13 protein-coding genes are annotated in these 17,684 nt (G+C 68.3%); 8 read left to right on the forward strand and 5 right to left on the reverse strand.

Annotated features, from left to right (window positions below):
• Nucleotides 1-75 precede the first annotated feature (75 nt).
• Both leuB and leuD read right to left on the reverse strand, forming a co-directional pair.
• The gene (leuB, locus tag UAJ10_RS14015) at nucleotides 76-1,185 is read right to left on the reverse strand and encodes a 3-isopropylmalate dehydrogenase (RefSeq protein ID WP_322915913.1); all 1,110 of its coding nucleotides are present in this window, start codon (nucleotides 1,183-1,185) and stop codon (nucleotides 76-78) included.
• A gap of 211 nt (nucleotides 1,186-1,396) precedes the next feature.
• Nucleotides 1,397-2,011 (reverse strand): 3-isopropylmalate dehydratase small subunit, encoded by a 615-nt coding sequence (gene leuD / locus UAJ10_RS14020; protein ID WP_040849669.1) that lies wholly within the window; start codon nucleotides 2,009-2,011, stop codon nucleotides 1,397-1,399.
• A 297-nt stretch (nucleotides 2,012-2,308) separates the two neighbouring features.
• Here leuD and zapE point away from each other — a divergent pair, with 297 nt between their 5' ends.
• The 8 genes from zapE to lpdA all read left to right on the forward strand — a co-directional run bounded on the left by zapE (nucleotide 2,309) and on the right by lpdA (nucleotide 14,903).
• Complete coding sequence (zapE, locus tag UAJ10_RS14025) at nucleotides 2,309-3,433, forward strand: cell division protein ZapE (protein WP_322915914.1); 1,125 nt, start codon at nucleotides 2,309-2,311, stop codon at nucleotides 3,431-3,433.
• Between the two features lie 97 nt (nucleotides 3,434-3,530).
• Entirely contained in the window at nucleotides 3,531-4,784 is a 1,254-nt protein-coding gene (locus UAJ10_RS14030) for a DUF2336 domain-containing protein (protein ID WP_322915915.1), read from the forward strand.
• A 513-nt stretch (nucleotides 4,785-5,297) separates the two neighbouring features.
• Nucleotides 5,298-6,257 (forward strand): malate dehydrogenase, encoded by a 960-nt coding sequence (gene mdh / locus UAJ10_RS14035; protein WP_322915916.1) that lies wholly within the window; start codon nucleotides 5,298-5,300, stop codon nucleotides 6,255-6,257.
• 226 nt (nucleotides 6,258-6,483) lie between these two features.
• A complete protein-coding gene (gene sucC, locus UAJ10_RS14040; protein ID WP_322915917.1) occupies nucleotides 6,484-7,680 on the forward strand; it encodes an ADP-forming succinate--CoA ligase subunit beta in 1,197 nt (398 codons plus the stop codon).
• Nucleotides 7,681-7,682: 2 nt separating this feature from the next.
• The gene (gene sucD / locus UAJ10_RS14045; protein ID WP_322915918.1) at nucleotides 7,683-8,558 is read left to right on the forward strand and encodes a succinate--CoA ligase subunit alpha; all 876 of its coding nucleotides are present in this window, start codon (nucleotides 7,683-7,685) and stop codon (nucleotides 8,556-8,558) included.
• Nucleotides 8,559-9,024: 466 nt separating this feature from the next.
• The gene (locus UAJ10_RS14050) at nucleotides 9,025-11,964 is read left to right on the forward strand and encodes a 2-oxoglutarate dehydrogenase E1 component (RefSeq protein WP_322915919.1); all 2,940 of its coding nucleotides are present in this window, start codon (nucleotides 9,025-9,027) and stop codon (nucleotides 11,962-11,964) included.
• A gap of 86 nt (nucleotides 11,965-12,050) precedes the next feature.
• On the forward strand, nucleotides 12,051-13,277 hold the full coding sequence (gene odhB, locus UAJ10_RS14055) for a 2-oxoglutarate dehydrogenase complex dihydrolipoyllysine-residue succinyltransferase (protein WP_322915920.1): 1,227 nt from the start codon (nucleotides 12,051-12,053) through the stop codon (nucleotides 13,275-13,277).
• 216 nt (nucleotides 13,278-13,493) lie between these two features.
• Entirely contained in the window at nucleotides 13,494-14,903 is a 1,410-nt protein-coding gene (gene lpdA / locus UAJ10_RS14060) for a dihydrolipoyl dehydrogenase (RefSeq protein ID WP_322915921.1), read from the forward strand.
• Between the two features lie 72 nt (nucleotides 14,904-14,975).
• Here the strand turns inward: lpdA and UAJ10_RS14065 are convergent, their stop codons facing one another.
• Genes UAJ10_RS14065 through UAJ10_RS14075 form a run of 3 tightly spaced genes read right to left on the reverse strand, consistent with a single transcriptional unit; the run spans nucleotide 14,976 to nucleotide 17,565 of the window.
• On the reverse strand, nucleotides 14,976-15,866 hold the full coding sequence (locus UAJ10_RS14065) for a DUF2167 domain-containing protein (RefSeq protein ID WP_322915922.1): 891 nt from the start codon (nucleotides 15,864-15,866) through the stop codon (nucleotides 14,976-14,978).
• 27 nt (nucleotides 15,867-15,893) lie between these two features.
• Entirely contained in the window at nucleotides 15,894-16,853 is a 960-nt protein-coding gene (locus tag UAJ10_RS14070; RefSeq protein ID WP_322915923.1) for a tyrosine recombinase XerC, read from the reverse strand.
• Between the two features lie 4 nt (nucleotides 16,854-16,857).
• Nucleotides 16,858-17,565 carry a DUF484 family protein gene (locus UAJ10_RS14075; protein WP_322915924.1) on the reverse strand — a complete coding sequence of 236 codons (708 nt, stop codon included), beginning with the start codon at nucleotides 17,563-17,565 and terminating at the stop codon, nucleotides 16,858-16,860.
• Nucleotides 17,566-17,684 lie beyond the last annotated feature (119 nt).

Raw genomic sequence — 17,684 nt, forward strand, 5'->3', positions numbered from 1 at the left:
CGGGGATCGAGAGAAAGAAAAAGGCCTGGAACCGACATGGCTCCATGCCTTTTTCATTGCTATGAGACGCCGGCCTCAGCCCACCAGCTTGTCCAGCTCGCGCAGGATGCTGTCGCCCATCACGGAGGTGGAGCAGCGGGCCATGCCCGGGGACATGATGTCGGCGGTGCGCATGCCGCCCTTCAGGACGTTCTGCACCGCCCGGTCCAGCAGGTCGGCCTCCTCGCCCCGGTCGAAGGAGTAGCGCAGCGCCATGCCGAAGCTCAGCAGCGAGGCGATGGGGTTGGCGATGTCGCGGCCGGCGATGTCGGGGGCGGAGCCGTGCACCGGCTCATACAGGGCCTTGCGGCGGCCGTTGGCATCGGCGGCGCCCAACGAGGCCGAGGGCAGCATGCCGATGGAGCCGGTCAGCATGGCGGCCTCGTCCGACAGGATGTCGCCGAACAGGTTGTCGGTGACGATGACGTCGAACTGCTTGGGGTTGCGCACCAGCTGCATGGCGGCGGCGTCGGCCAGCATGTGGCTCAGTTCCACGTCCTTGTATTCCGCCGCGTGCAGGGCGGTGACGTCCTGATTCCACAGCAGGCCGGATTCCATGACGTTGCGCTTCTCGCAGGAGCAGACCTTGTTGCCGCGCTTGCGCGCCAACTCGAAGGCGACGCGGGCCACGCGCTGGATTTCCGGGGTGGTGTAGACCTGGGTGTTCACGCCCCGGCGGATGCCGTTGCCCAGATCCTCGATGCCGCGCGGCTCACCGAAATAGACGCCGCCCGTCAGCTCGCGGACGATCATGATGTCCAGGCCGCGCACCACCTCGGGCTTCAGGGTCGAGGCGTCGACCAGGGCGTCGAACACCACGGCCGGGCGCAGGTTGGCGAACAGCTCCATCTCCTTGCGCAGGCGCAGCAGACCGGCCTCCGGCCGCTTGTCGAAGCTGACGCCATCCCACTTCGGGCCGCCCACGGCGCCCAGCAGCACGGCGTCGGCGGCCAGCGCCTGGGCCATGGTCTCATCGGACAGGGGCACGCCGTAGGCGTCGATGGCGCAGCCGCCGACCAGGCCTTCCGACACGGTGAACTCCAGGTCGCGGCGGCGGCCCATCCAGTCGATGACGCGGCGGACCTGGCGCATGACTTCCGGCCCGATACCGTCGCCCGGCAGCATGAGAAGAGAGTAAGCGGCCATGGATGAACCCTTTTTGTCGGATGGTGCGGCGTCGCCGCGGCTGCCGGCTTCCCTGTTCGGGGTGGGCCGGCGGCCGGCCGGGCGTGTGGCCTCTAGATATTGGTTAGCGAAAATACGGGTGGGCCGGCATCCTGCCAACCCCCTGTTTCGGCCGCGAACCGCGCCAGGGAGCGGCGCCCCCGGCCGTCACAGCATGGTCACGGGTGGGCGCTCAACGCGCCCAGCGCCACGGCTGCCCCGTCTGCTGCTGCGCCTCGAACGCGTCGATGGCGCTCACCTGCTGCAGGGTCAGGCCGATGTCGTCCAGGCCGTTCAACAGGCAATGGCGGCGGAACGGTTCCACATCGAAGCCCACGCTCTCGCCGTCCGGGGTGGTGATGGTCTGCTTCTCCAGGTCCACGGTGAAGGTGGCGTTGGCGCCCTTGGCCGCCTCGTCCATCAGCCGGTCCACCACGTCCTGGGGCAGGGCGATGGGCAGGATGCCGTTCTTGAAGCAGTTGTTGAAGAAGATGTCGGCGAAGCTGGGGGCGATGACGCAGCGGATGCCGTAGTCCAGCAGGGCCCACGGCGCGTGCTCGCGCGACGAGCCGCAGCCGAAGTTGTCGCCCGCCACCAGGATGCTGGCCTTGCGGTAGGCCGGCTGGTTCAGGATGAAGTCCGCCCGGTCGCTGCCGTCCTCGTTGAAGCGGAGGGAGGAGAAAAGCCCGCTGCCCAGACCGGTGCGCTTGATGGTCTTCAGGTACCGTGCCGGGATGATCATGTCCGTGTCGATGTTCTGGATCGGCAGGGGGGCGGCGACGCCGGTCAGGATGGTGAACTTGTCCATGGGCTCTCGTCCGGTGACTACAATACGGGTGACACTGTCCCTTTTTGCCACAAGGCGGACGGGGCCAACAACCACCGGCGATGATGCGTCAACGCGCGACAGCCCCCACCGAAACGCAAGGGAAGTACGGCAATAGGTCGTTTTGCGAACTTATATTGCGTCTTCGGGCCGGGGGATCGGGGCGGGCGGCCACCCGGGCGGGGTGGCGCAAGGGTGCGTTGATCCCCCGCCCGGTTGCCGGAAACGGGCCGTTTCGATATGAGGAACCGCCCTTTCCCAGCATCCCGGTGGTCCCCCATGTCCGAAGGCCCCTTGTCCGTCTACCGCGCCCGGCGCGGCACCGGCACGCTGAAGGACGACCCCGCCCAGGAATTGGCGGCGGAGAAGCTGCAGAGCCTGTACCAGGCGTTGCGGGATTACCGCCCGGCGCAGGGCCAGTCGGGCTGGCGCGCCCGTTTCGGCCTGACGCGGCGGCCGGACCCCGCGCCCCAGGGGCTGTACATCTACGGCGACGTGGGCCGAGGCAAGTCCATGCTGATGGATCTGTTCTTCGAGACGGCGCCGGTGCTGCGCCGCCGGCGCGTCCACTTCCACGCCTTCATGCAGGAGGTGCACCAGTCCTTGCACAGCCTGCGGCAGCGCCCCGACCTGCGCAAAAACGGGGCCGATGAGTCGCTGCCGGAACTGGCGCGCACCATCGCCGACCAGGCCTGGTTGCTGTGCTTCGACGAATTCCATGTCACCGACATCGCCGACGCCATGATCCTGGGCCGGCTGTTCACCCACCTGTTCGACCTGGGGGTGGTGGTGGTGGCGACCAGCAATTGGGCGCCCGACGACCTGTACAAGGACGGCCTGCAGCGCGACCTGTTCCTGCCCTTCATCGCCCTGCTGAAGGAAAAGCTGGACGTGCTGCACCTGGAGGGCGCGCGCGACTATCGCCTAGCCCGCATCCGTGGCCGGCAGGTCTATTTCGACCCCTTGGGCCCGGCCGCCACCGCCGCCCTGGAAAAGACCTTTGGCGAGCTGACGGACGCCCAGCCCACCGCCACCCACCTGATGGTGCAGGGGCGCACGCTGCCGGTGCCGCGCCAGGTCAAGGGTGTCGCCTGGTTCACCTTCGATGAGCTGTGCCGCCAGCCCCTGGGCGCTGGCGATTACCTGGCCATCGCCACGCACTATCACACGGTGCTGCTGGACGGCGTGCCCATGCTGGACCCGTCCTTGCGCAACGAGGCCAAGCGCCTGATGACCTTCATCGACGCTCTCTATGAGCACAAGGTGCACCTGATCATGGCGGCCGAGGCCGCCCCCGGGCAGCTCTACCCCGAGGGCCAGCACGCCTTCGAATTCCAGCGCACCGTCAGCCGCCTCATGGAAATGCAGTCGGAGGATTATCTGGCGGCGGGGCATCTCACTTAAGGCTTGTCCTATGGAGGGTCGCCCTCTGGAACTGACGGTTCGCCCGCCAACATGGTAGGGTGGTGCCTTGAGCCCGTGATCCAGCCGGAGGCAGCTTGTGTCGCCGTCCAAGCCGTCCATCGACTATGAGACCGCCAAGACGGTGGCCGCCGGGGGCGACGTGGCGGCGCGGATCGATCTGGCGAACAGCCCCGACACCCGGCCCGAACTGCTCTATTACCTGGCCGACGACGATGACGAGCGGGTGCGCGGCGCCGTCGTGACCAACGCCATGACGCCGGTGCGCGCCTTCGGCCGCTTGGCCCGCGACCCCAGCGACCGGGTGCGGGCCCTGCTGGCGGACAAGCTGACCCGCCTGCTGCCCGACCTGTCCCGGCCCGAGGTGGGCGCGGTGCGCGACGTGGCCTTCGCCGCCCTGGAACTGCTGGCCGCCGACCAGGTCATCCGCGTGCGCACGGCGCTGTCCAGTGCGCTGGCCGACGTGGAATGCGCCCCGCCCAAGCTTGCGGTGACCTTGGCCCGCGATGTGGCCCGCGACGTGGCGGGCCCGGTGCTGCGTTGGTGCATGGCCCTGTCGGATGAGGAGCTGCTGGACATCCTGTCCCGCCGGCCCGAGCCCTGGGTGGTGGAGGCGGTGGCCGGCCGGCGCACCGTGTCCCGGCCGGTGGGCGACGCCGTGGTGGCGATGGGCGACCACGGGTCCTGGGCCACCCTGGCCGGCAACCCCGGCGCCGACCTGTCGCCCAAGGCCCGCCGCCTGCTGGCGGAGCGGGGCCACATGCCCATTGGTGGCGTGCCTTCCGAAGAGGTACCTGATCCAAATGCGCCGCCGCCCCCGCCGGCCGGCCCGGCGGAGGTGTCGCAGCGCCTGGCCAGCGCGGTGGAGGACGCCCTGCGCGACGGCCTGGCGGGGCAGGGGTTGGACAAGGCGGGGGTGGAGGCGGTGGTGGCCGCCGCCTCCCGCCGCCTGGACTGGGCGGCCGGCTACGGCAAGCCGGAGGGTGCCGCGGACAAGGCGGCGCGCCTGGCGGCGTCCGGCGGCCTGAGCGAGGACGTGGTGTGCGACGCCCTCAGCTGGGGCGACCGCGACTTCGCCCAGGCGGCGGTGGCGCTGATGGCGCGGGTGCCGGTGGACGCCGTGCGCCGCATCCTGGCGACGCAAAGCCCCAAGGCGGTGACGGCGCTGGCCTGGCGGGCTGGCTTCTCCATGCGCGGCGCCCGCACCCTGCAGGCCCGGGGGGCGGGAATCGCCCCGCGCAGGCTGCTGAACGCCCGGCTGGGGACGGACTACCCCATGACCGACATCGAGATGCACTGGCACCTGGAGCTGTTCGATATTCCAGCGAAATGAGGGCCGCCGAATTGAGGCTTCGCGCCAATGCCAGCGGCACGAGAGTTTGACTCGGGCCGCTGTAGGACGCGACCGCGTCCGCCGGAAATTTCCGGGGAGCCGAAGGCGGACTGGAAATTGAGGAAGCCACGCCGCCGGATGGCGGCGCCCGGCACCTAAGGGCGGCGCGGACACCGCGCGCAGCAAGGTGCGCTTGGGGTTGGCGATCGTGCGCCCGCCCGTTGGTTCTGAACCATATCTTTTGCAGGGAGCCTGCCATGGGCGACGCGCGCGCCTGATCGTGTACGGGGCGCCTTGCCCGGCGGGCGGATTCAGGCTAATCAGCCCGCCGCGGGCTCCCTCGTTCCTCGGGCCCCGAAGGCCGGGCGCCCTGGCGCCTGGGACCCCGCATGGCGAATTTCCGGGACCTCCGCCCGATGCCGCAGAGCCTTTGGGTGGCTTGGGTCCGTTGTTTTCATTAGCGCCTTATCATTCACCCCAAAGTTCGCAACCCAAAGTTCGAGGAACCCAACCATGGCACGCAAGAAGATCGCGCTGGTCGGCGCCGGCCAGATCGGCGGCACCCTGGCCCTGTTGGCCGGCCTGAAGGAGCTTGGCGACATCGTCCTGTTCGACATCCCTGATTTCGAGGGTGTCGCCAAGGGCAAGGCGCTGGACATCGCCGAGGCCGCCCCCGTGGAAGGGTTCGACAGCAACCTGTCGGGCGCCTCCGACTATGCCGGCATCGCCGGCGCCGACGTGGTGATCGTCACCGCCGGCGTGCCGCGCAAGCCGGGCATGAGCCGTGACGACCTGGTCGGCATCAACGCCAAGGTGATCAAGTCCGTCGGCGCGGGCATCAAGGAACACGCCCCGAACGCCTTCGTCATCGTCATCACCAACCCGCTGGACGCCATGGTCGGCCTGATGCAGCAGGTCACCGGCTTCGACCCGGCCAAGGTGGTCGGTATGGCCGGCGTGCTGGACAGCGCCCGCTTCCGCCACTTCCTGGCGGACGAGTTCAAGGTCTCGGTCGAGGACGTCACCGCCTTCGTGCTGGGCGGCCACGGCGACACCATGGTCCCGTCCGTCCGCTACTCCACCGTCGCCGGCATTCCGCTGCCGGACCTGGTGAAGATGGGCTGGACCACGCAGGAGAAGCTGGACCAGATCGTGCAGCGCACCCGTGACGGCGGTGCGGAGATCGTCGGCCTGCTGAAGACCGGCTCCGCCTTCTACGCCCCGGCCGCCTCCGCCATCGCCATGGCCGAGAGCTTCCTGAAGGACAAGAAGCGCGTGCTGCCCTGCGCCGCCAAGCTGACCGGCCAGTACGGCGTGGACGGCCTGTACATCGGCGTGCCGGTGATCATCGGCGCCGGCGGCGTCGAGAAGATCATCGAGATCGAGCTGAACGCCGAGGAAAAGGCCAACTTCGAGAAGTCCGTTGCCGCCGTGCAGCAGCTGGTCGAAGTCACCGCCAAGGTCGCCGGCTGATCGTTCGGGTTCCGGTATGACGTTGTGGATGGCCCCGCCCGCCTCTCGCCGGCGGGGCCATTTGCCAAACAGATACCGGAATAGCGTCCGAAGCCACCCTTCCGTCACTTTACGCGGTTGATCGCCCCGGCATTGCTCTCTACAGTGCCCGCGGCGCGGGGTTGGCCCCGCGATCGGCCGCAAACTTTGCGAGGCCGTTTCCCAACCGGAAGCGGGCGATCCCCGAATGAATATTCATGAATACCAGGCCAAGGGCCTGCTGAAGAAATACGGTGTCGCGGTACCCCGCGGCGGCGTCGCCTACACCCCCGAAGAGGCCAAGACCGTGGCCGCGGACCTGGGCGGCCCCGTGTGGGTCGTGAAGTCCCAGATCCACGCCGGCGGCCGTGGCGCCGGGCGGTTCAAGGAGAACCCCGAGGGCAAGGGCGGCGTCCGCGTCGTGAAGTCGATCGACGACGTCGTGTCCAACGCCAAGGAAATGCTGGGCCACACGCTGGTGACCAAGCAGACCGGTCCGGAAGGCAAGGAGGTCAAGCGCCTCTATGTCGAGGAAGGCTGCGACATCAAGCGCGAGCTGTACCTGTCCCTGCTGCTGGACCGCGCCACCTCCCGCGTCACCGTGATCGCCTCGACCGAGGGCGGCATGGAAATCGAGGAGGTGGCCCACAGCCACCCCGAGAAGATCGTCAAGATCGCCATCGACCCGGTCGGCGGCCTGCAGGGCTACCACGCCCGCCAGATCGCCTTCGGCCTGAAGCTGGAAGGCAAGCAGGTCGGCGCCGCGGTGAAGTTCCTGTCCGCCATGTACAAGGCGTTCGTGGAGCTGGACGCCTCGCAGGTCGAGATCAACCCGCTGGTCGTGACCGGCGCCGGTGAGATCATCGCCCTCGACGCCAAGATGAACTTCGACGACAACGCCCTCTACCGTCACAAGGACATCGAAGAGCTCCGTGACGAGAGCGAGGAAGAGGCGTCGGAGACCGAGGCCACGAAGCACGGCCTGAACTATGTGAAGCTGGATGGCAACATCGGCTGCATGGTCAACGGTGCCGGCCTGGCCATGGCCACCATGGACATCATCAAGTTGTACGGCGGCGAGCCGGCCAACTTCCTGGACGTGGGCGGCGGCGCCACCCGTGAGCGCGTGACCACCGCGTTCAAGCTCATCCTGTCCGATCCGAATGTCGAAGGCATTCTGGTCAACATCTTCGGCGGCATCATGCGCTGCGACGTCATCGCCGAGGGCGTGGTGGCGGCGGCCCGTGAGGTCAGCCTGCACGTTCCGCTGGTCGTCCGCCTGGAAGGCACCAACGTCGAGCTGGGCAAGAAGATCCTGGCCGAGTCCGGCCTGCCGATCCTGTCCGCCGACAACCTGGCCGACGCCGCTGAAAAGATCGTCAAGGCCGTGAAGGAGGCCGCGTAATCATGGCCGTGTTGGTTGACAAGAACACCAAGGTTATCTGCCAGGGCTTCACCGGCGCGCAGGGCACCTTCCACTCCGAACAGGCCATCGCCTACGGCACCAAGATGGTCGGCGGCGTGACCCCCGGCAAGGGCGGCACCACCCACCTCGACCTGCCGGTGTTCGACACCGTGGCCGAGGCCGTGCACACCACCGGCGCCAACGCCTCGGTGATCTACGTGCCGCCGCCCTTCGCCGCGGACGCCATCCTCGAGGCCATCGACGCCGAGATCCCGCTGGTGGTCTGCATCACCGAGGGCATCCCGGTGCTGGACATGGTGACGGTGAAGCGCGCCCTGGCCGGATCCAGGACCCGCCTGATCGGCCCGAACTGCCCCGGCGTCATCACCCCGGACGAATGCAAGATCGGCATCATGCCCGGCCACATCCACAAGCGTGGCAAGATCGGCATCGTCAGCCGCTCCGGCACCCTGACCTATGAGGCCGTGGCGCAGACCACCGCGGCCGGCTTGGGCCAGACCACCTGCATCGGCATCGGCGGCGACCCGGTCAACGGCACCAACTTCGTGGACAGCCTGCAGCTGTTCCTCGACGATCCGGAGACCGAGGGCATCATCATGATCGGTGAGATCGGCGGTTCGGCGGAAGTCGATGGCGCCGAGTTCATCCGCGACAGCAAGACGAAGAAGCCGGTCGTCGGCTTCATCGCCGGCCGCACGGCCCCCCCGGGCCGCCGCATGGGCCACGCGGGCGCCGTGATCTCCGGCGGCAACGACACGGCCGACTTCAAGGTCGAGGCCCTGCGCGCCGCCGGCATCCATGTCGCCGACAGCCCCGCCAGCCTGGGTTCCACCATGCTGAAGGCGCTGAAGGGCTGACCTCGGCCTTTCGGTTGAAATGAGGGCGGGCCCGGGTCACCGGGCCCGCCCGGAGGAGAACGGCGGCACCCGCCCCAGCACATGTCTGGTACCCGGGGCCGCCGTTTTTCCATGGCTGGCATGAGGCATCGCCTCCCCTGCGTCGCTTGACCCGGTGGGACGCTGGTGCCACCTCATTGTTAGCGTGCACATTTGAATTTTGATGGGCACGCGCCGACGCCGTGATGATCACCCCGTCCAGCGTTGCGCAACAAAAAGGTCGGGTTCCCTTTAAGCTCGATGGTTTTGTTGCGGAAACTGGGCGTTTCTTATGCGTGGTAGGCGTTTTCGTGGCAACGGCCCCACCGCCGTCGCATATTGAAGGCGCAGGTATCATGGCGTAAAAGAACGCGAATTTCGGTCCCATCGGGACGCCTGCCACGTAGACGCGGGCGCCCTATCCCTCCCAGATCAAGCGCAGAGCGCCATGGTAACCGATCAAAGCTCCCTGTTTTTCGCCGGCAACGCGACCTTCGTCGCCGAGCTTTACGCCCGCTACCTGCAGGATCCGGCCTCCGTCGATCCTTCGTGGAGCAGCTTCTTCGCCGGGCTGGATGACGATGCCCGCGTCGTGCTGGGCGAAATCAAGGGGGCGAGCTGGGCGCCCAACAAGGCCGCCGTCATCGGCGTGCCCGATCCCGATGCCAAGCCGGCCGCTCCCGCCAAGGGGGCGAAGGGCGCCAATGGCGCCGCCGCCCCGGCCGCGAACGGCGCCGTGGTGGGTGGCATCACGCCCGAGCAGCTACGCCAGGCGCAGCTGGACAGCATCCGCGCCCTGATGCTCATCCGCGCCTACCGCGTCCGCGGCCACCTGATGGCCAAGCTGGACCCGCTGGGCCTGGAGAAGCGCAGCGAGCATCCGGAGCTGGACCCCAAGACCTACGGCTTCACCGACGCCGACCTGGACCGCCCGATCTTCATCAACAACGTGCTGGGGATGGAGACCGCCACCCTGCGCCAGATCGTGGACGCGGTGCAGCGCACCTATTGCGGCCATATCGGCGTGGAGTTCATGCACATCCAGGATCCGGAGCAGAAGGCCTGGATCCAGGAGCGCATCGAGGGCATCCGCAACCAGACCGACTTCACGGTCCAGGGCAAGAAGGCCATCCTGCAGCGCCTGACGGCCGCCGAAGGCTTCGAGCGCTTCCTGCAGCTGAAGTACACCGGCACCAAGCGCTTCGGCCTGGAGGGCGGTGAGGTCTGGGTCCCGGCCATCGAGCAGATCCTGAAGCGCGGCGGTCAGCTGGGCCTGAAGGAACTGGTCATCGGCATGGCGCACCGCGGCCGCCTGAACGTCCTGGCCAACGTGATGAGCAAGCCGTACAAGGCCATCTTCTCGGAATTCCAGGGCAACGCCGCCAATCCCGAGGACGTGCAGGGCTCGGGCGACGTGAAGTACCACCTGGGCACCTCGGCCGACCGCGAGTTCGACGGCAACACCATCCATCTGTCGCTGACGGCCAACCCGTCGCACCTGGAAGTGGTGAACCCGGTCGTGTGCGGCAAGGTCCGCGCCAAGCAGGTCCAGCGTTCCACCATGCCGCCGTCCGATGAGGCGCGCGCCGAGGTCATGGGCCTGCTGCTGCACGGCGACGCCGCCTTCGCCGGCCAGGGCCTGGTGCCCGAGACGCTGCTGCTGTCCGAGCTGAAGGGCTACCGCACCGGCGGCATCATCCACATCATCACCAACAACCAGATCGGCTTCACCACCGCGCCGCAGTACGCCCGTTCCGGCCCGTACCCGACGGAAGTGGCCAAGGCCATCCAGGCGCCGATCTTCCACGTCAACGGCGACGATCCCGAGGCCGTGATCCACGTGACGCGCATCGCCGTGGAGTTCCGTCAGAAGTTCCTGAAGGACGTGGTGCTGGACATCGTCTGCTATCGCCGCCAGGGCCACAACGAAGGCGACGAGCCGGCGTTCACCCAGCCGCTGATGTACAAGGCCATCCGCAACCACCCCACCACCCGCGAGCTGTACGCCAAGCAGCTGATCGCCGAGGGGGTGATCACGGCCGAGGAAGCCGACGGCTTCGTCAAGGACTTCCATAAGGCCATGGAAGTGGAGTTCGAGGCCTCGACCACCTACAAGCCGAACAAGGCCGACTGGCTGGAAGGCAAGTGGCAGGGTCTGAGCGCCGCCAAGAACGACGACCGCAAGGGCAAGACCGCGGCCTCCATGGACCTGCTGCAGGAAGTGGGCAAGGCCATCTCCGCCGTGCCGGAAGGCGTGGACGTGAACGCCAAGGTGGTGCGCCAGCTCAAGGCCAAGCAGGAGATGTTTGCCACCGGCAAGGACCTGGACTGGGCCACGGCCGAGGCGCTGGCCTTCGGCACCCTGCTGGTCGAAGGCGTGCCCGTGCGCCTGTCCGGCCAGGACGTGGGCCGCGGCACCTTCTCGCACCGCCATTGCGTGCTGGTCGACCAGACCACCGAGGCCAAGTACGTGCCGCTGGATCACATCCGAGCCCCGGACCACCCAGAGGGCCAAGCCCGGTTCGAGGTGCACGACAGCCCGCTGTCCGAAGCGGCCGTGCTGGGCTTTGAATATGGCTTCACCCTGGCCGAGCCGCACGCCCTGGTCCTGTGGGAAGCCCAGTTCGGTGACTTCGCCAACGGCGCCCAGTCCATCATCGACCAGTTCATCAGCTCGGGCGAAAGCAAGTGGCTGCGCATGTCCGGCCTGACCATGCTGCTGCCGCACGGCTATGAGGGCCAGGGTCCGGAGCACAGCTCCGCCCGCCTGGAGCGCTTCCTGCAGCTGTCCGGCGAGGACAACTGGCAGATCGTGAACTGCACCACCCCGGCCAACTACTTCCACGTGCTGCGCCGTCAGGTGAACCGCGAGTTCCGTAAGCCGCTGGTGGTCTTCAGCCCGAAGTCGCTGCTGCGCCACAAGCTGTGCGTCAGCGATCTGTCCATGTTCACCGGCAACGAGTCGTTCCACCGCGTCCTGTACGAAACCGGCGTGGACCTGGTCGAACCGGAGAAGATCCGCCGCGTCGTCCTCTGCTCGGGCAAGGTCTACTACGACCTGTTCCAGGAGCGTGAGAACCGGGGTGTCAAGGACGTGGCCTTCCTGCGCCTGGAGCAGCTGTACCCCTTCCCGGGCGACGCCCTGAAGGTGGAGCTGGCCAAGTACCCCAACGCGGACGTGGTGTGGTGCCAGGAAGAGCCGGCCAACATGGGCGCCTGGAGCTTCGTCGACCGCCGCATCGAGGGCGTGCTGAAGGACCTGAACCACAAGGCGGGCCGTCCGTCCTACGCTGGCCGCGCCGAGGCCGCCTCGCCGGCCGCCGGCCAGCTGAAGCGCCACAACCAGGAGCTGGCCAAGTTCCTGGACGAGGCGCTGACCATCGCTTGATCCAATGACGTTCCGGGGCCCGTTGCGGCCCCGGAATGATTTTATTCTGAAACCCTTTGTTAGAAACGAACCAAGGTCCCAAAAACATGGCGACGGAAATCCTGGTGCCCACCCTCGGCGAGTCCGTGTCGGAAGCGACGGTCGCGCGGTGGCTGAAGAAGGTTGGCGACAGCGTCAAGGCGGATGAAACGCTGGTGGAGCTGGAGACCGACAAGGTCACCTTGGAAGTCAACGCCCCGGCCGCCGGCACGCTGGGCGAAATCCGCGCCGCCGAAGGCGCCAACGTGGGCGTGAGCGCCGTCCTGGGCGTGATCACCGAGGGTGGCGCCGCGGCCGCCCCCGCCGCCGCTCCGGCCCCGGTCAAGACCGCCGCGCCGGCGCCGGCGCCCGCCGCCGCCCCGGCCTCCAACGGTGCCGCCGGCGTGATGCCCGCCGCCGCCAAGATCGCCGCTGACGCCGGTGTCAACCCGGCCGCCATCGCCGGCACCGGCAAGGACGGCCGCGTCACCAAGGGTGACGTGATCGACCACCTGGCCGCGCCGAAGGCCGCGCCGGCCCCCGTCGCCGCGCCGGCCCCGATCGCCAAGGCCCCGGCCGGTCCGCGCGCCCGCGCCGATCGTGAGGAGCGGGTGCGCATGACCCGCCTGCGGCAGACCATCGCCGCCCGCCTGAAGGACGCCCAGAACACCGCGGCCATGCTGACCACCTACAATGAGGTGGACATGACCAACGTGATGAAGCTGCGCAACGAGCTGAAGGATCAGTTCGAGAAGAAGCATGGCGTGAAGCTCGGCTTCATGTCCTTCTTCGTGAAGGCCTGCCTGGTCGCGCTGAAGGAGATCCCGGCCGTCAACGCCGAGATCGAGGGCACCGACCTGATCTACAAGAACTACTACGACATCGGCGTCGCCGTCGGCACGCCGTCGGGCTTGGTGGTTCCGGTGGTGCGCGACGCCGACCAGATGGGCTTCGCCAAGATCGAGCAGTCGATCAACGAACTGGGCAAGAAGGCCCGCGACGGCAAGCTGTCCATGGAGGACATGACCGGCGGCACCTTCACCATCTCCAACGGTGGCGTGTACGGCTCGCTGATGAGCTCGCCCATCCTGAACGCCCCGCAGTCGGGCATCCTGGGCATGCACAAGATCCAGGAGCGTCCGATGGTCGTCGGCGGCCAGATCGTTATCCGCCCGATGATGTACCTGGCCCTGTCCTACGATCACCGCATCATCGACGGCCGCGAGGCCGTGACCTTCCTGGTGCGCGTCAAGGAATGCATCGAGAACCCGGAACGCATCCTGCTGGATGTCTGATCCGACGGACGGGGGGCCTCTCGGCCCCCCGTTTGCTGACTGCCTGATCGCTTAATCCAACATTCGGCGCCTGCTCCCTAACGCCCACCGTATCCGGAGCGATAGCGACTAGGCCGCGACCGCGGCCGCCGCAGATTTCCGGGGAGCATAGCGGACTGGAAATCGAGGAAGCCAAGCGGCCATCCGGCCGCGCCCGGCGCCTGAGGGAACCCGAACATGACCACTACCCAATTCGATCTCGTCGTCATCGGCAGCGGCCCCGGCGGCTATGTCGCGGCCATCCGCGCCGCCCAGCTGGGCATGAAGGTCGCCTGCGTCGAGATGCGCAAGACCCTGGGCGGCACCTGCCTGAACGTGGGCTGCATCCCCTCCAAGGCCCTGCTGGTGGCCAGCGAGAAGTTCGAGGAAGCGTCCCACTCCCTGGGCAACTTCGGCGTGAAGGTCTCGGGCGTCGAGCTCGACCTGCCGACGATGATGAAGCACAAGGACGACGTGGTTAAGTCCAACGTCACCGGCGTGGAATTCCTGTTCAAGAAGAACAAGATCACCCGCTTCACCGGCAAGGGCAGCATCGCCGCCCCGGGTCAGGTGACGGTGACCAAGGAGGACGGCTCCACCGAGACCGTCACCGCCAAGAACATCCTGATCGCCACCGGCTCCGACGTCATGCCCCTGCCGGGCGTGACCATTGACGAGAAGCGCATCGTCTCCTCCACCGGCGCGCTGGATCTGGCCGAGGTGCCCAAGCGCCTGGTGGTCATCGGCGGTGGCGTCATCGGGCTGGAGCTGGGCTCCGTCTGGCAGCGCCTGGGCTCGCAGGTCACGGTGGTGGAGTTCCTGGACCGCATCCTGCCCGGCATGGATGGTGAGGTCTCCAAGCAGTCCCAGCGCATCCTGGGCAAGCAGGGCCTGACCTTCAAGCTGTCGACCAAGGTCACCTCGGCCGTGGCCGCCGACACTGGCGTCACCCTGACGGTCGAGCCCGCCGCCGGCGGCACGGCCGAGACGCTTGAGGCCGACGTGGTCCTGGTGGCCATCGGCCGCCGCCCCTACACCGAGGGCCTGGGCCTGGACAAGGTCGGCGTTGAGTTGGATGAGCGCAAGCGCGTCAAGACCGACCACCACTTCCGCACCAACGTGCCCGGCATCTGGGCCATCGGCGACGTGATCGCCGGCGCCATGCTGGCCCACAAGGCCGAGGAAGAGGGCGTGGTCTGCGCCGAGGTGATGGCGGGCCAGTCCGGCCACATCAACTACGACGCCATCCCGGGCGTGGTCTACACCTGGCCGGAAATCGCCGCCGTCGGCAAGACGGAGGAGCAGCTGAAGGCCGAGGGCGTGACCTACAAGGTCGGCAAGTTCCCCTTCACCGCCAACGGCCGCGCCCGCTCCATGCAGGCGACCGAAGGCTTCGTGAAGCTGCTGGCCGACGCCCATTCCGACAAGTTGCTGGGTGCCCACATCATCGGCGCGTCGGCCGGTGAGATGATCGAGGAACTGGCGCTGGCCCTGGAATTCGGCGCCTCGTCCGAGGACATCGCCCGCACCAGCCACGCCCACCCCACGCTGACCGAGGCCATCAAGGAAGCGGCCCTGAGCGTGCTGGGCCGCACCATCCATATGTAAGCCTTCGCATCCGGGAATGCGGAAACGGCGCCGGGGTGACTCGGCGCCGTTTTGCATTCAGGACCTCTTTGTTCAGGACCAGGGCCCCTTGGGGCCATCGAATGGCGGCGGGGGCCGCGGAGCGGGCGGCGCCTGGTCCTGCTTGGGTGCCGGCGGCGGCTTCGGCCCCCAATAGCGGCGCAGGCGCGGCGCCCCCAACATCACGATCAGCACGGCCATCAGGTAGATGAAGTTCTGGCTGCGGATGCCATTCCACAGATGGTCCAGCAGGCCGCCCTTCACCAGGGCGTCGCCCGCGACCAGGCCGCTGAGGCCCAGGGTGACGGACTGGTCGGCCACCGGCACGTAGTCGCGATAGCCGTTGCCGGGGGTGAAACGCAGCATGGACAGCAGGGCCGGCATCTGGCCCTCGATGGCGGGCAGGTCGTTCATGCGGGCGGCGATGTCCAGGCCCAGAACGCCGCGCCGGCCCAGCAGGCGGGCGTGGTAATCGAGCCCATCCACGCCGCCGCCATCGGCTTGGCGCCGCGTGGCCCAGATCAGGGTGTGGCTGGCGCCGTCGTAGACGGGGGGCTGGGCCCAGCCCGTCAGGCGCGATCCGCCACTGTCGGCGGATTTCAACGCCGACAGCAGGGCGTCGGCGTCCAGCCGGCCGGCATCCAGGTCGCTGACGTGGCCGCTGCCGTCATAGCTCAGGGCCACCAGCCAGGCGGGATCGGGGGCCGATCCCACAGGCACCAGCAGGCCCAGCCCGGCGCCGCCGGCCAAAGGGCGCCCCTGCCAGTGCCGGCTGAGGAAGGCCTGGGTGTCGGCGCCGGCCACGTACTGGAAGGCCGGGGTGGGGGTCAGGGTGACGGTCTTGTCCGCCAGCGAGATCGGGGTCTCATCCGTGGCCTGGGCCGGCGGGGTCAGGCTCAGAAGTGCCGCGCACAGCAGCGGGGCCAGCAATCTTATCAGCCGCATGGGGCCAGTCCCCTCCGAATAGGATGATCAGGAGCGGGCGCGCCGCGCCCGGGGGTGCGCCGTCTCATAGACCGACAGCAGCTGCTCGGCATCCACGTCGGTGTAGCGCTGGGTGGTGGACAGGCTGGCATGGCCCAGCAAATCCTGGATGGCGCGCAGGTCGGCGCCGCCGCCCAGCAGATGGGTGGCGAAGCTGTGGCGCAGGGCATGCGGCGTCGCGGTGTCGGGCAGGCCCATCAGCTGCCGCAGGGTCTGCATGGCCAGCCGCGCCACCCTGTCGTTCAGCCGGTCGCCGCGCACGCCCACGAACAGGGGGCCGTCGGCCGCCAGCGGGTGGGGACAGGCCTCGATATAGGCGGCCAGCGCCTGGCGCACGGCCGGCAGCACGGGCACGTCGCGCTGCTTCGACCCCTTGCCGGTCACCCGCAGGGTGTCGCTGGCCAGCGGCGCCTCGGCCCGGGTCAGGCGCAGGGCCTCGTCCATGCGCAGGCCGCAGCCGTACAGCAGGGTGAACAGGGCGCGGTCGCGCAGGCCGACCCAAGGCGCCTGGGGGATATCACCCGCCTCGTCCAGCAGGACGCCGGCGTCCTCCACCGTCAGCGGCCGGGGGATGGGGCGCTTTACCTTGGGGGCGTTCAGCAGGCCGATGGCAGGGTTGTGCAGCCGGCCCGACCGGTCCAGCCAGCGGAACAGATTGCGCACGCCGGAGACGGCGCGCGCCCGGCTGGCGGCGATGGCGCCGTCGCCCGCGCGGGCGGCCAGCCAGGCGCGGAAGTCGCCCAGCTTCGCCCCGCCCAGGTCGTTCAGGCTGGGCGGCCGGCCCAGATGCTCCGTCAGGAAGGACAGGAAGGCGGCGACATCGCCCTGATAGGCGCGCAGCGTGTGGGGCGACGCCGTCTTCTCCGACGTCAGCCAGCGCCGCCACTCCTCCAGCGCCGCCGCCACGTCCGGCGCGCAGGAATATCCCAGGGCAGGGGGCTTGGTCATGGCGTTACCCTAGCCAACCCCGGATACACCGCTCCACCACGCGGGCCAGGAAGCTCAGCAGTTCGGTCCCCTGGCCGGGATGGAACAAATCGGCGTCGCGCGAGGCGAAGGCCAGCAGGCCCGCCGGCGCGTCGGGGGCGATCTGCAGGCGCACCAGCGCCTCCGACCGGACGATGGGGGCGGCGGGGCCGTAGATGTCGGCCAGGCCCTGGATGTTGCCACGCAGGATGATGTCGCGCTTGCCCATCCATTGGCTGATGGCGCCGGTCTCGACCAGCTGCAGGCCGCTGCGCTCGGCATGCAGGACCAGGCGGCTGTCCTCCGGCTGTTCCATCACCAGGCAGGCCAGGTCCAGGTCCAGCAGGACGGCCAGGTCGGTGGTGATGGTCTGGATCAGGTGCTCGAAACTCTGCGCGTCCATCAGGTACAGGGCCGCGGCATGTACCCGGTTCTGGTTGTTGATGTTGGCGCGGGCGGTGGCGATCAGCTCTTCCTGCTGGGCCGTCAGGTCGGCCACCTCGCGCCGCAGCTTCAGCAGCATGAAGTGCTGCAGGTCGGCGACCCCGTTGCCCCGGTTCTCGGGCGGTGGGATCAGGTGGTGGACCACGTCGGGGTGTTGCTGCAGGAAATCGGGTGTCTCGCGCAGGTATGTCGCCACATCCTCCGCGGTCAGGGCGTCGCCCAAGGCGCTGTGCGGTGTCTTGCCGCCCATATGCTGCTCTTCCCTTCAGGCCGGCGTCCGGCGTTCCCGGCATCCGGCGTCCCATGGGTTCAAACGCAAACCGGCCCGCCCATCGCTGGGCGGACCGGTCAGGCATCCGCTGGAACGCG

The sequence above is a fragment of the Nitrospirillum guaranorum genome (genome assembly GCF_034653275.1).
Taxonomy (GTDB): domain Bacteria; phylum Pseudomonadota; class Alphaproteobacteria; order Azospirillales; family Azospirillaceae; genus Nitrospirillum.

What these genes read in the sequence shown, in the direction of transcription:
- UAJ10_RS14065 (WP_322915922.1), bottom strand. Translation starts at nt 15,866, where the DNA reads ATGCGGCTGATAAGATTGCTGGCCCCGCTGCTGTGCGCGGCACTTCTG.
- sucD (WP_322915918.1), top strand. Translation starts at nt 7,683, where the DNA reads ATGGCCGTGTTGGTTGACAAGAACACCAAGGTTATCTGCCAGGGCTTC.
- leuB (WP_322915913.1), bottom strand. Translation starts at nt 1,185, where the DNA reads ATGGCCGCTTACTCTCTTCTCATGCTGCCGGGCGACGGTATCGGGCCG.
- lpdA (WP_322915921.1), top strand. Translation starts at nt 13,494, where the DNA reads ATGACCACTACCCAATTCGATCTCGTCGTCATCGGCAGCGGCCCCGGC.
- mdh (WP_322915916.1), top strand. Translation starts at nt 5,298, where the DNA reads ATGGCACGCAAGAAGATCGCGCTGGTCGGCGCCGGCCAGATCGGCGGC.
- zapE (WP_322915914.1), top strand. Translation starts at nt 2,309, where the DNA reads ATGTCCGAAGGCCCCTTGTCCGTCTACCGCGCCCGGCGCGGCACCGGC.
- UAJ10_RS14070 (WP_322915923.1), bottom strand. Translation starts at nt 16,853, where the DNA reads ATGACCAAGCCCCCTGCCCTGGGATATTCCTGCGCGCCGGACGTGGCG.
- leuD (WP_040849669.1), bottom strand. Translation starts at nt 2,011, where the DNA reads ATGGACAAGTTCACCATCCTGACCGGCGTCGCCGCCCCCCTGCCGATC.
- odhB (WP_322915920.1), top strand. Translation starts at nt 12,051, where the DNA reads ATGGCGACGGAAATCCTGGTGCCCACCCTCGGCGAGTCCGTGTCGGAA.
- UAJ10_RS14075 (WP_322915924.1), bottom strand. Translation starts at nt 17,565, where the DNA reads ATGGGCGGCAAGACACCGCACAGCGCCTTGGGCGACGCCCTGACCGCG.
- UAJ10_RS14050 (WP_322915919.1), top strand. Translation starts at nt 9,025, where the DNA reads ATGGTAACCGATCAAAGCTCCCTGTTTTTCGCCGGCAACGCGACCTTC.
- sucC (WP_322915917.1), top strand. Translation starts at nt 6,484, where the DNA reads ATGAATATTCATGAATACCAGGCCAAGGGCCTGCTGAAGAAATACGGT.